Origin of the sequence: Flavobacterium hiemivividum (assembly GCF_004349145.1) — a bacterium.
GTDB lineage: Bacteria > Bacteroidota > Bacteroidia > Flavobacteriales > Flavobacteriaceae > Flavobacterium > Flavobacterium hiemivividum.
The window spans coordinates 75,288-87,987 of the sequence record NZ_SMFO01000007.1; the positions used below are offsets into that span (position 1 = coordinate 75,288).

A 12,700-nucleotide genomic window follows, 5' to 3' on the forward strand; every position below is an offset into this window, starting at 1 on the left:
AAATACTATTTTATGAAAATTGAATTGGAATTTTATTGCTAAGAAAAAATAATAAACATACATTTGTACTTACATTCAAAAATTCCGGAAAACATGTTTGAATTTTCACAGTATTTAGGCTTTTTACTTTTTTTAACCATCCTTACAATGGGATTTTGGTTAATGTTTTTTTTAGTTGGTTTCGTATCCTATTGGGTAGGAGGAGCATCTTGGGAAGCATATAAAGAGAAAAGAAAAGCAAAGAAAGAGCAATCAGTTTAGTTTGATTGACACCTAAAAAAGGACCCGTTTATACGAGTCCTTTTTTTTATGCCTTTTTTTTAAGAAAAAAATACGGGCCCGTATTGAAACGAACCCGTACTTATTGAAATAATTAACTAAATTAAATCATTTATTATCCAGGAAATCCACCGCCCTCTTCTTCAGTGTTTTTTGGCGCATTTTTATCTCTATCGGTTTTCTTTTTGTTGATTCGGTACGTAAATGACAAGTTAAATTGTCTTTTTCTCCATTGAAATTCACTGTCAGAACTTACACTTGGTAAATTAGTTTCTGATCTCATTTTTCTAGAATTGAAGATATCACTTACGTTAAAAGCGATCGTCGCTTTGTCTTTTAGGATGTCTTTGCTAAACGCAGTGTTCACCATATACATACCTAAACTTCTACCTTGTGCGGTGTTGCTTGGCCCAAAGTACATTCCGCTAGCTTGCCACTCAATTTGGTACGGCAAAGTTAAACGTGAGTTCACACGGGAAAACCATGAAAAAGCTTCGTTATCTAGGTTTTGAACAACTATTTCGTTCTGTGAATTAGTATACATGAAATCTCCAGTTGTTTTTGTGTTATACAAGTTGAAACTACCGTTTAATTTCCATTTTTTTATTGGAGAATAATTTAGAGTGAATTCAAATCCAAATTTTTGTTCTTTTCCAATATTGATAGGCGTACTAAGGATTACTGGAGTGCCATCAACAAATTCACCACTTTCATAACGCACAAAAGAGAACACATCAGTTGTGTTTTCAAAATACATAGAGGTGTTAAATGTTACTTTATCCCAACGTTTAATGTATCCAATGTCAAACTTATCTGTTAGGGAAGGGTCTAAATCAGGATTACCTCTAAAGATATTGATGTTACTCGAGATGTTAGGAGTAGGATCTAAAAAGCGACCTCTGGGTCTCGATAAACGCTTGCTATAACTTAATGAGACGCTACTCATGTCTGAAATTTCATAATTAGCAAAAGCACTTGGAAAAAACTTATTGTATTTCTTGTTGTTGTACTCTTGTGTATCCAATAAGTTAACATCGATGTTTGTGTCTTCCCAACGTAAACCAAATAAATACGAGAATTTGTTTACTTTAAATCCGTACTGTGTATAAAGTGCATTGATTTTTTCTTTGTATTCTAATGTATTGGATAGAAAATCACCAACATTATTTCCGTTATCGCTAGAGAAAATATCGTAGTCTTTATTTAGATTATTGAAATTTCCTTTGTATCCAGCTTCAAACTGACTTCCTTTTCCAAGAGGTAAAACGTAATCTGCCTGAAGTAAATACTCTTTTTGAAGTTTTTCGTTTTGAGTTGTATTCGTAGTAGATCTGTCTGGGAAGGTGACATTAACTCCATCAATTGTTGAATCATCTTTATCTGTACTTCTAGAAAAGGATCCATCAACGGTTAATTTGTGACCTTCGTCATTAAAGTTTTTAATTAAATTAGAGGAGTATTCAAAGTTTTTTCCTTGGTCATTTCCATTATTTAAACGGTAGCTATTTGAATCAAAATCTTGATTACTATCGAAAGCATTATAATTTACTCTATCTCTATTTTTCCCGCCATTTTCACTGTAACTAATAGAGTTTGTCCAGAAAGTATTGGGAGCTACTGTCCATTCTACACCAGACTTTGTGTTAATTCCGTCTCTAGTTCTCTCGGTATTTCTATTTTCATAAATAAATTTATTAGTAGAACCGTCAGGGTTAAAATATTCTGAGTTTGTGAATCCTCCGCCTTCATTGGTTCTATAGCTATATCCAGTAGAAGTAAAGAAATTTAGTTTTTCAGTTTTGTAATTTAAGTTGGCGCTCAAACCATAAGTTTCAGGAATACCAGCAGATGCAATAAATGAACCATTAAATCCTTGGTTTTTTCCTTTCTTCAAGATGATATTTAATATACCAGCACCACCTTCAGCATCGTAACGAGCTGATGGGTTTGTAATCACCTCTACTTTGTCAATTGCATCTGCAGGAATTTGACGCAAAGCTTCGGCCATATTTAATGCATTTGAAGGACGGCCATCAATGAAGACACGCACATTGTCACTTCCTCTTAAACTTACGTTTCCTTCAATATCAACAGAAACAGAAGGTACGTTTTCTAAAACATCACTTACAGTTCCACCTTTAACTAACATATCTTGACCTACATTGTAAACTTTTTTATCAAGTTTAATCTCTACAGTAGATTTTTCAGCACGAATAATCACTTCGTTTAGTTGTGCCGCATCCTCTACTAATGAAATCGTTCCTAAAGTTGTGCTTTCTTTTAGATTTTTTTGAGTTATTTCTACAGATTTAAATGAAATAAATTCAATTTTAATAGTGTAGATTCCTGGCGTTACATCAATATTGAACTCTCCTTTCGGATTTGTAATTCCTCCTGCTACTACTTTTGCAGTTTTGGAGTTGATAAAACTAACCGTTGCATATTCAAGCGCTTGTTGAGTTGTTTTTTCAATAACATTTCCTGTTATCTTAATTTTTTCTGCCATTGGACCTCTTTCTTGAGCAAAACTCATAAAAAAGGAAAGAAATAAAGTAAGCGTAAAAATCTGTTTTAATCGATTCATCATTATAATTTAGATTTGATATTCGTCGTTGGAATGCAAAAAACGCATTTGGTTTAATCACTAAACCTTAAAAAATTGTTAAATATAGCTAGTGCGAATTATACAAAACTGTTAAGTTTATCTAACTCTCTGCCAATGATAGCCTTGTCTCCATTTATAACAATAGGTCGTTCTATAAGAATGGGGTTTTCGACCATTGCTTTTATGATATCTTGGTCGGTCATTTCTTTATTTTTAAAATTCTCTATCCAAATTTTTTCTTTTTGTCGAACTAATTCTAATGGTTTCATGTTCAGTTTTTTGAGGAGTAACTGAAGTTCGTCTGTAGTAGGTGGATTCTCAAGATACCGAATGATTTCATATTCTTTTCCTTTTGTTTCTATGAAAGTAAGGCATTTTCTCGATTTTCCGCAACGTGGATTATGGTATATTTGTATCATTTTGTTGTTTTTTGTAGAGTAAAAATTAATTGAAATAAAAAAAAAGTATTTTAGACGAAACAAAAATAGGCTTTGATAGTCTAACTCATCATATATAATTATAAAAAAAAATAGATGTTTGTAGAACAAGGAGTAAATTCAGAGAACAAGTTTTGGAAATATTTAATTGGGTCAGGAATAATCATTGCAACCTCTTTTATTGGACAAATTCCCTTGTTATTGGGCGTTATTTATGAATCGTTTGCAAATGACGTACCTTATCCCTCTAGTAATTCAGAGATGATGCACTTTTTTGATCCAAATTTAACCTTGTTTCTGCTTTTGATTTCGTTTGTTTTTACCTTGGGTGGAATCTATTTTGTCGTGCGTTATGTTCACAATCAAACATTACGTTCTATTACTACAGCTCGGGCAAAAGTCGATTGGGACAGAGTTTTATTCTCTTTTTCTTTATGGGCAGTTTTTACGATTGTTTCTACTTTAATTTATTATTACACAAGTCCAGCGGATTTTGTGTTGAATTTTAAACCTGTTCCATTTGCAATATTAGTAGTTATTGGAGTGTTTTTAATTCCGATACAGACAAGTACTGAAGAATATGTTTTTCGAGGTTATCTGATGCAAGGTTTTGCTAATTTGGCCAAAAACAAATGGTTCCCATTGCTAATGACTTCCATTATATTTGGAAGTATGCACCTTTTCAATCCCGAAGTTTCAAAAATGGGTAATATCATATTTATCTATTATATTGGGACCGGATTGTTTCTAGGTGTAATTACATTGATGGATGATGGGATGGAGTTGGCATTAGGTTTTCATGCTGCTAATAATTTGGTAAGTGCCTTATTAGTCACTTCAGATTGGTCGGCTTTTCAAACACATTCTATATTTAAAGACATCGCAGAACCTAAGGCTGGTTTAGATGTAATCTTACCTGTTTTGGTTATATACCCGATACTTTTATATATCTTTAGTAATAAATACCAATGGACTGACTGGAAAGAAAGATTAGTTGGTAAAATAAAAACAGAATAAAACAACGCAATTTAAAAACAATACGCTAGTAATGAAAGAAGTAACTTATAAAAATGTACACAATCGTTTTAAATTGAATGGATTTCATCTAGATAAAGAAGATTTATGTAGAGTGTCCTACAGTTTGATCAAGGAAGGGGATGAGTTTGAGAAGTCGATAGGAGATTTTTTATTGGACTGGTTTGACGAAAATTCCTATATCGATTTACAGACTTCAGGAACGACAGGGCCGCCGAAAGTAATTAGAACAAACAAACAAACAATGGTAAACTCTGCCTTGGCTACAGGTGACTTTTTTAATTTAAGCCCTGGGGATAAAGCTTTGTACTGTTTGCCAACTAAATTTATTGCAGGAAAAATGATGCTGGTTCGCAGTTTTGTTCTGGGATTAGATATCGATTTTGTTGCGCCAAGTTCACATCCATTAACTAAAAATGAAACTGTGTATGATTTTGTAGCCATGGTACCTTTACAGGCTGAAAATTCATTAACAGGTTTGAAAAATGTTAAAAAAATGATTGTTGGAGGTGCAAGTATGAGTAAATCTCTTGAAAAAAGCCTACTGAAAGTAAAAACCGAAGTGTATGAAACGTATGGTATGACGGAAACCATAACACATATTGCCGCCAAGAAAATAGGAGAGAAGTCATTTTCTATTTTGCCTAATATCCAAATTTCACAAAATGATAAAAATTGTCTTGTAATCAGTGCGCCAAAGATTACTGCTGAACCTATTGTCACTAATGATTTAGTAGAATTAATAAACGATCATCAATTTGTTTTTTTAGGTAGAGCTGATAATGTTGTTAATAGCGGCGGAATTAAACTGATACCCGAGCAAATTGAAGAGAAACTATCACATGGAATCCATTCTCGATTTTTTGTGGGCGGAGTAGCAGATGCTATATTGGGAGAAAAATTAGTTTTAGTCATCGAAGGGGAGAAGCAACTAATAGATGAAGCGATTTATAATGCATTAGACAAGTATGAAAAGCCCAAGGAAGTATTTTATCTCAGTAAATTCATGGAAACGGAAAGCGGAAAAATAAAGAGAAAAGAAATGCTAGCAAGTTTCTAAATTTCTTTCGAATACAATACAAGCATCATGGCAGTAGTCATGATGCTTTTTTATTGATTGTAAAAATCGTTAAAATTTTTACTTTTAGACTATTTATATTCTAAGTAGTTTTTTCCTTGGCTTTCAATGACTACTAGAATTTAATCTCTGAAAATCTTAGTTTAAATTCTAATAATGTTAAATTACCTTTGCATTTTGAAAAAGTAATCTGCCGAATGTTTTCCACTGCCGTAAAAAAGGAAAAAAACACATAGTGACAAGGTAAGAAATGCTATAATTAAATTTTGTGTGTGCAGTTCCCCCATAAAATTCACTATTACAGCGCCAATTAATATTGGTAATTGTGAGATTATTGCCCATCTAGTAAGCAAGCCGAAAACGATCATTATACCCCCAATCATATGTGCAGGCGCAATGTAATGAATAAGAAACATTCCACCACCAATTTTATCGATGGGAGATATCAAATCTACCAAATATTGGATATTCGTAATAAAGGTAATTCCCTTAAAAAACAAAAATACTCCAAGTGCAATTCGTAGTAAATCTAAAGTGAAATAAGTATGTGCATTTGCCCACTTATTTAAATCTTTTACAGTAGTGCTCATCTTGATATTATTTAGAATTGTACTACTAAGTTAATGATTTTTAGAGTATTAATTGATTTTTTATAAAAATAATAGGAGTTTTTTACCGTTCTATTCTTGTGGAAAAATTTTTAAATTAGTAATTAAATTTAACGCAATTAATTTTATGTATGAGCTTTCGCTATGGAAAGAAATAGTGTTAATGGTGTTTCACCTTTATTATGGTTTTGTCCATTTTATAAGTTTTACCATGATATGTGCAAAAACAAGAGCCAAACTTTATGCTCCGTTGATATGCGGATGTAAAACGAGAGCTAATGCCGCTATTTTTGCTAGAAAGGTCATAGCCGCTTTCTTCTTAGATTAAATTTACTTTTCTTTTGAGAGCAAATCAATGGAAGCTTTACTATTATTTAAAATCCAATTGAGTTCCGGGTCGTTTCCTTTTAATTTGTCTTCAAGAGTAGGAGTAATTTCCTTATCAGGAAAAATTCCGCGTCCTATTATTTCGGTTTTATTACTTGGTACCATAGCCATTAAGCCAATTCTAATTTTTAATTCAGAATGTGGTAATTCTAGAACAGGCATAAAGCCCGATACAGTTCCATTAAAGGCGCCACCGGTTTCTTCACCTATAAAAGTCACCCTTTTAGAACTCTTTAAATTAGCTGAAATAAGACTGGAAGCCGAAAAGCTCCCTCCGTTTATTAATACATAAATTTTTCCTTTAAAAGCGAGATCCTTCACTCTATGCGGTCTTGTATGTGTAGCGTAATAATTTTTACCGTCGCTTGCTTTATGAACTGTCAGCAATAAGTAGGAATAAATTATGGGTGCGTAAATCGCTTTTAGAATTTTTAAGCCAAGAGAACCTCCATTAAAATAAGCAGCTCGCATTAAACTTGATTTTGAGACGACTTCCGACTTGTCCAAAAACACAAAAGTAGAGTCGGATAGGTAGGAGTACAAATCTACAATTTCAGATAATCTACCGCCGCCATTGTCTCGTAAATCAAGAATTAGAGTATTGGATTTATAGTTGTCAATTTCGCGGAAGCTTTCTTTATAAAAAGGTCGAAAATTCCCTTTGCTGAAACTTCTAATTTTCATGATGGCGACACTGCTGTCTTTTTCTAGAAAATGCAGGTTTCTGTTGTAGTTTTTCGAATCGGCATTGTAGCCATTCACTCTTTTCTTCCTTCTGAGTTCTCTAGATTTTACTCTGTCAGTCGCGGTTACTATTTTCTTAGTTTTTTGCTCTTTCTTCTTAATCGAATCCTCCTTGTATCGTCTAATTGTAATTTGTTGGATACTGTCGTTGTATTTTAGAGTATAGATTAAGCTGTCTTTAATGCCTTTTTCAGCAGTAAAATAGGAAGAAAATCGTTTGCCTGATTTGCTAGTTTTTAATGTGGAGTTGTATCCATCAGAACTGTAGTAATTGTTGTATTCCCGAATCAAATCCATAGGTTTTACGTCATTCACCGCAATAACTTCAGCTCCTGGTTTTATGCTCTTGTTGTAGGATTTATTGTTTACGACGTATAGTTTATTGTCAAAATAATCAAAATCAAATTGTGAAAATGGGCCTGTTCCTTTTTTAATAAGTGCTTTCGTTTCCTTTTTCGTCATTTGTGGTGAAGCAGGATAAACATAGGTGTGGCCTTGCCTTACTGCGGCAACAACAGGACTCAGTTTTTTATAGAATGCAAGAGGAGCAATAGGTTGAGTGATAGTAGACTTTAGACTGTCAAATTTAGAATCTAAGACGGGCTTACTTATGTACCAATAAAGATTAGGGTGTAATTTTTGTAGTTTTTTATAAGTAAAATCAACATCCGATTTTAACTGCGCTATAGGAATTAGTTCAGTTAAATGCCTATTGTGTTTTTTTACAGAACTACATTGAGAAAAGAAAAGCAGCGTAAAAACGTATAAAATTATTTTCCTCATGTGTTCTGAAAAAGAGTTGGTCATTTTGTGTTCTGCAAATGAACAGTAATTTAGGATGTTAGTTCGAATTTAACTATTTTATTTTTTGGTGATAATCTTCTCATAAGCTTTTCTGGCGCTACCTCTAAAATATACTTCGCCACAATAAACGTAACCTAATTTATCAAAAACTTTCATCATAGCAAAGTTGTCAAAATTAGTATCTGCTTTGATGCTGTAGATATTGTTGCTTATCGCAAAATCTTCAATGAAACCAACTAATTTTGTAGCTAAACCTTTCCCTAAATGATCCTCTGAAATAGCGACGCGATGGAAAACAACAAAATCATTATTCGTAAGCCATTTTCCAACTATCTTTTCATATTCGGGTTCATCACTGATTAGTAGCGCAGTGTATCCAATGATAGTTTCTCCTTCAGTCAAAACAAAACCTGCATTTTTATCGATGTCGTTTTTTATCACTTCTGGATTAGGGTAACCGTCTTGCCATTGATTACTGCCGTCTTTCTTTCTACGTGCGATTGCTTGTTGTAATATGTCCCATATTTGCGGGATTTCTGCAGTCGTGGCTTTTCTAAATTCGTAGTTCATTGGTTTAAGATAGGTATTTAATTCTTGCGATTGTTTTGAGGACTTTTATTTGTGGGCACAAGCGGTACGCTCGCACTAGCGTGGATTAGTTTTTTATTCTTCTTTTATTAATTTCCATTCAATGTGTCGGTGTGTAATGTACTTTTTTGAAGAGTCTTGGCTTTTCCAATGCTCTACCTTCACATGATTCTGTTGATTCCATTTTTCAATTTTATGTTGATAGCCATTTTCAGTGAAATGTGATTCTTCGTCAGGATATACTTCTTGGGATTTAATCATTATAAGGAATAGTAATAGACTTAACAGAGTTGGAACTGTTAATGCTTTTATTTTCCATTTTCTCATCAATATTATTAGCAGTATCGGCAACCAAAGTCCAACAAATAGAACAAATCTTGAAAGTGAATACAAAAAATCCCTTGTGTTAACATTTATATATGAAAATTTCGGTCTTTCGAGGTCAATAAATGACATTCCCCACAACCACAAGTAAGTTGGGACTAAATTCAATATAATGAACAGTCCTAAAAGTGATATAAAAAGAACTCTCTTATTCATACTTTTACCCGATAGCGCGGATTTGTAATCCGTGCCCACAATCTACATCAAAACAACTTCTAATTTACTCTATAAATCTGAGCTACCAATATTTTGTATTTTGTCGACATTTTAAAATGGCGTTAAAAAACAAAACTACAACTTTTTACAGTTGTAGTTTTTGTGTTGTTTGAATTTCTTTGCGTGCACGGATTACAAATCCGCGCTATCCTTTGTGTGGAAAATATGCGCGTGATCAGGGTTTGCAATCCGTGCCCCAATATACATCAAAACAACTTCTAATTTATTATATAAATCTGAGCAATCAAGATTTTGTGTTTTGTTAACATTTTATAATAGCGTTAAAAAACAAAACTACAACTTTTTACAGTTGTAGTTTTTGTGTTATTTGAATTTCTTTGTGTGCACGGATTACAAATCCGCGCTATCCTTTGTGTGGAAAATATGCGCGCCAGCAGGAATTTTTTCTAAATAATTCATCTTGATGCTATCGAGATAAATATACGATCTCTTTAGCCCCGATAGCAGCGGCATCTCCCGCCTTTTTTGGCGGGAATACAGCGGATAGCGGGAGTGAACTTCTTATGAAAACGAAGTAGTTCTGCTCCTAAACATAAATTAAAGTAAGTTAAACTTGAATTACTCCCAAGTTAAATTGTTTCTCGATAGGGGAGTGATTCGCCGCTTCGATACCCATAGATATCCATGTTCGTGTGTCAAGAGGGTCGATAATCGCATCTGTCCATAATCTGGAAGCAGCATAATAAGGAGAAACCTGCTCGTCGTATCTTGCTTTTATTTTGTCAAAAAGTCCTTTTTCTTTCTCTTCGTCGACGATCTCGCCGCTTTTCTTCAAGGAAGATGCTTCGATTTGTGCCAATACTTTTGCTGCTTGTGTTCCGCCCATAACGGCTAGTTCGGCACTCGGCCATGCGAAAATCAATCTTGGGTCGTATGCTTTTCCGCACATTGCGTAATTTCCAGCACCGTAAGAGTTCCCCACAATAACTGTAAATTTAGGTACTACAGAATTGCTTACTGCATTAACCATTTTGGCGCCATCTTTTATGATTCCGCCTTGTTCTGATTTAGATCCCACCATAAAACCGGTAACATCTTGAACAAAAACTAAAGGAATTTTCTTCTGATTGCAATTTGCTATAAAACGAGTCGCTTTGTCGGCACTGTCAGAGTAGATAACACCGCCAAATTGCATTTCCCCTTTTTTAGTTTTCACCACTTTTCGTTGGTTAGCTACAATTCCTACAGCCCAACCGTCGATTCTAGCGTAACCAGTAATTATTGTTTGGCCATAGCCCTCTTTATAGGCTTCAAATTCAGAGTTATCCACAAGACGGTTGATGATCTCCATCATGTCGTATTGCTCATTTCTTGCTTTTGGTAAAACGCCGTAGAGTTCTTTTTCGTCTAAGGCCGGTTTTTCTGACTTCACACGGCTGTAACCGGCTTTATCAAAATCACCTATTTTATCAACTATATTTTTTATTTTGTCTAAGGCGTCTTTGTCGTCTTTGGCTTTGTAATCTGTTACCCCCGAAATTTCACAATGTGTGGTTGCACCTCCCAAAGTTTCATTGTCAATACTTTCTCCAATAGCTGCTTTTACTAGATAACTACCCGCAAGGAAGATACTACCTGTTCCTTCAACAATGATCGCTTCATCACTCATTATAGGTAGATAAGCACCTCCGGCAACACAGCTTCCCATGATAGCCGAAATCTGGGTAATTCCCATACTACTCATTTGGGCGTTATTCCTAAAAATACGTCCGAAATGCTCTTTGTCTGGGAAAATTTCATCTTGCATTGGTAAATAAACTCCTGCACTATCTACTAAGTAGATAATAGGTAGGCGATTTTCCATCGCGATTTCTTGTGCACGCAAGTTTTTCTTGGCTGTAATAGGGAACCAAGCACCCGCTTTTACGGTGGCGTCATTAGCTACAACAATACATTGCTTTCCGCCGATATAACCTATTTTGACTACAACACCTCCAGAAGGACAACCGCCATGTTCAGCATACATTCCTTCACCAACAAAAGCTCCAATTTCAATACATTTCGCCTTAGGATCTAGTAGATAATCAATGCGTTCACGCGCTGTCATTTTTCCTTCGGCATGCAGTTTTTGAATTCTCTTTTCGCCTCCTCCCAATTTTACTTTCGAGAGATTTTGTTTTAATTGAGACAATAAAAGTTTATTGTGATCTTCGTTTTTATTGAAGTTTAAATCCATGTTGTAATTGTGTTATAAATAGTTGCTGCTAAAATACAAAATCGAACGAAATAAAATTTATTATTTTGGTTCGTTTGTAAATAATTTCGAGATAAAATCAAAAAAACAGAAGCGAACTCCTGTTTTTTTATGAATATGATAAAATCTACTTGTTTATTTCTTAGATTCGTTAACGAGTCTTTTTAATATTGCCCATTGTTTTAAGGCATCTCGTGCTTCAACTGCAGGATAGCCCAAAACTGTTTTTCCAGCAGGTACGTCACCGGTAACTCCAGATCCAGCTCCTACGATTGCTCCGCTACCTAGAGTGGCATGGTCTTTTATGGAGGCGCTTCCGCCAATGATAACGCCATCACCTAAGGTTACCGACCCCGCGACTCCACTGTGTCCAGCCATAATACAAAAACGTCCCAATTTACTGTTGTGACCAATTTGTACTAGATTATCAATTTTACAGCCATCTCCTAAAACCGTTGAACTAAATTTTCCACGATCCACGCAAGAGTTGGCGCCTATTTCGACATTATTTCCTATAACTACATTTCCTATTTGAGGAATTTTCACCAAACCTCTTTGTGGGCAAGGACGAAATCCAAATCCATCTGCTCCAATAGTCGCATTTGGGTGAATTATACAATCATTACCAATATGGCAACGCTCTCTAACCACCGCTCCAGACCATAAGATTGTGTTTTTACCAATGGTAGATTCATCAAGAATGGTAACATTAGGATAAATGATTGCGTTTTCGCCAATTGTCACATTGGGTCCCACATAACATCCAGCACCTATTTTTGTTCCAAGACCGATGGTAGCTGATTTAGAAACAACTGCCGTTGGGTGAATGTCGATGTAAAATTCGGGTGCAGGAGGAGCAAAAAGTTCTAAAACCTGAGACATCGCTAAGTCAGCATTTTTCACTTTGATGAACGCTCTATTTTCACCTGGTTCTATCGAAATATCTTCGTTTACTACCGCAACACAAGCTTTAGAAGAAGCCCATAATTTTTCATATTTTTTATTTCCAATAAATGATATTTCAGAATCGGTAGCAACCTCAAGTTGTTCAGGTGCTGTAATAGTTTGTGAGGTATTTCCTAAGATAACTCCGTTTAGAATTTCATTTATTTCTTGGACTGTATAAGATTTCATAAGTGGTAAGGTGCTAAATACTTTAATTCGAATTCAAATAAAGTAAATAGTAACTAGTTTTCCAAATCCTTTATGAATAGTGAACGTAACATTAACTAAAAATAGTTATTAAATTTATTTATTGTGAAGATTTTACGATTTATAGTTACTCTCCTTTTGGTGGGATTATTATGTAACTATTATTCT

The 12,700-nt window shown here is 34.4% G+C and carries 11 protein-coding genes; 3 read left to right on the top strand and 8 right to left on the bottom strand.

Translation table 11 applies throughout. The features are described from left to right. Positions 1-93 precede the first annotated feature (93 nt). A complete protein-coding gene (locus tag E0F98_RS10590; RefSeq protein ID WP_132111227.1) occupies positions 94-261 on the top strand; it encodes a hypothetical protein in 168 nt (55 codons plus the stop codon). 133 nt (positions 262-394) lie between these two features. On the opposite strand, the gene E0F98_RS10595 is transcribed toward E0F98_RS10590, so the two are convergent. Continuing rightward, on the bottom strand, positions 395-2,863 hold the full coding sequence (locus E0F98_RS10595; RefSeq protein WP_394345849.1) for a TonB-dependent receptor domain-containing protein: 2,469 nt from the start codon (positions 2,861-2,863) through the stop codon (positions 395-397). A 98-nt stretch (positions 2,864-2,961) separates the two neighbouring features. Then, complete coding sequence (gene arsC / locus E0F98_RS10600) at positions 2,962-3,303, bottom strand: arsenate reductase (glutaredoxin) (protein WP_132111231.1); 342 nt, start codon at positions 3,301-3,303, stop codon at positions 2,962-2,964. A gap of 114 nt (positions 3,304-3,417) precedes the next feature. Between arsC and E0F98_RS10605 the strand changes: the two genes are divergently transcribed. After that, positions 3,418-4,338, top strand: a complete 921-nt coding sequence (locus E0F98_RS10605; protein ID WP_132111233.1) for a CPBP family intramembrane glutamic endopeptidase — start codon at positions 3,418-3,420, stop codon at positions 4,336-4,338. A 31-nt stretch (positions 4,339-4,369) separates the two neighbouring features. Continuing rightward, positions 4,370-5,416 (top strand): AMP-binding protein, encoded by a 1,047-nt coding sequence (locus E0F98_RS10610; RefSeq protein ID WP_132111235.1) that lies wholly within the window; start codon positions 4,370-4,372, stop codon positions 5,414-5,416. 182 nt (positions 5,417-5,598) lie between these two features. Here E0F98_RS10610 and E0F98_RS10615 read toward each other — a convergent pair whose 3' ends face one another. The 6 genes from E0F98_RS10615 to lpxD form a co-directional block, all read right to left on the bottom strand. Further along, complete coding sequence (locus tag E0F98_RS10615; RefSeq protein WP_132111237.1) at positions 5,599-6,024, bottom strand: DoxX family protein; 426 nt, start codon at positions 6,022-6,024, stop codon at positions 5,599-5,601. 348 nt (positions 6,025-6,372) lie between these two features. Further along, positions 6,373-7,956 (bottom strand): S41 family peptidase, encoded by a 1,584-nt coding sequence (locus tag E0F98_RS10620; protein WP_132111239.1) that lies wholly within the window; start codon positions 7,954-7,956, stop codon positions 6,373-6,375. Positions 7,957-8,034: 78 nt separating this feature from the next. Next, on the bottom strand, positions 8,035-8,547 hold the full coding sequence (locus E0F98_RS10625) for a GNAT family N-acetyltransferase (protein ID WP_132111241.1): 513 nt from the start codon (positions 8,545-8,547) through the stop codon (positions 8,035-8,037). Between the two features lie 93 nt (positions 8,548-8,640). Further along, the gene (locus tag E0F98_RS10630; protein WP_165929312.1) at positions 8,641-8,826 is read right to left on the bottom strand and encodes a hypothetical protein; all 186 of its coding nucleotides are present in this window, start codon (positions 8,824-8,826) and stop codon (positions 8,641-8,643) included. 907 nt (positions 8,827-9,733) lie between these two features. Further along, positions 9,734-11,362: an acyl-CoA carboxylase subunit beta gene (locus E0F98_RS10635; RefSeq protein WP_132111245.1), complete on the bottom strand. Its 1,629-nt coding sequence runs from the start codon at positions 11,360-11,362 to the stop codon at positions 9,734-9,736. Positions 11,363-11,515: 153 nt separating this feature from the next. Further along, entirely contained in the window at positions 11,516-12,514 is a 999-nt protein-coding gene (gene lpxD, locus E0F98_RS10640) for a UDP-3-O-(3-hydroxymyristoyl)glucosamine N-acyltransferase (protein WP_132111247.1), read from the bottom strand. Between the last annotated feature and the right edge of the window lie 186 nt (positions 12,515-12,700).

Bases quoted from the DNA above. Each gene is read 5' to 3' on its own strand.
- E0F98_RS10590 (WP_132111227.1), top strand. From the start codon at position 94: ATGTTTGAATTTTCACAGTATTTAGGCTTTTTACTTTTTTTAACCATC.
- E0F98_RS10595 (WP_394345849.1), bottom strand. From the start codon at position 2,863: ATGAATCGATTAAAACAGATTTTTACGCTTACTTTATTTCTTTCCTTT.
- arsC (WP_132111231.1), bottom strand. From the start codon at position 3,303: ATGATACAAATATACCATAATCCACGTTGCGGAAAATCGAGAAAATGC.
- E0F98_RS10605 (WP_132111233.1), top strand. From the start codon at position 3,418: ATGTTTGTAGAACAAGGAGTAAATTCAGAGAACAAGTTTTGGAAATAT.
- E0F98_RS10610 (WP_132111235.1), top strand. From the start codon at position 4,370: ATGAAAGAAGTAACTTATAAAAATGTACACAATCGTTTTAAATTGAAT.
- E0F98_RS10615 (WP_132111237.1), bottom strand. From the start codon at position 6,024: ATGAGCACTACTGTAAAAGATTTAAATAAGTGGGCAAATGCACATACT.
- E0F98_RS10620 (WP_132111239.1), bottom strand. From the start codon at position 7,956: ATGAGGAAAATAATTTTATACGTTTTTACGCTGCTTTTCTTTTCTCAA.
- E0F98_RS10625 (WP_132111241.1), bottom strand. From the start codon at position 8,547: ATGAACTACGAATTTAGAAAAGCCACGACTGCAGAAATCCCGCAAATA.
- E0F98_RS10630 (WP_165929312.1), bottom strand. From the start codon at position 8,826: ATGATTAAATCCCAAGAAGTATATCCTGACGAAGAATCACATTTCACT.
- E0F98_RS10635 (WP_132111245.1), bottom strand. From the start codon at position 11,362: ATGGATTTAAACTTCAATAAAAACGAAGATCACAATAAACTTTTATTG.
- lpxD (WP_132111247.1), bottom strand. From the start codon at position 12,514: ATGAAATCTTATACAGTCCAAGAAATAAATGAAATTCTAAACGGAGTT.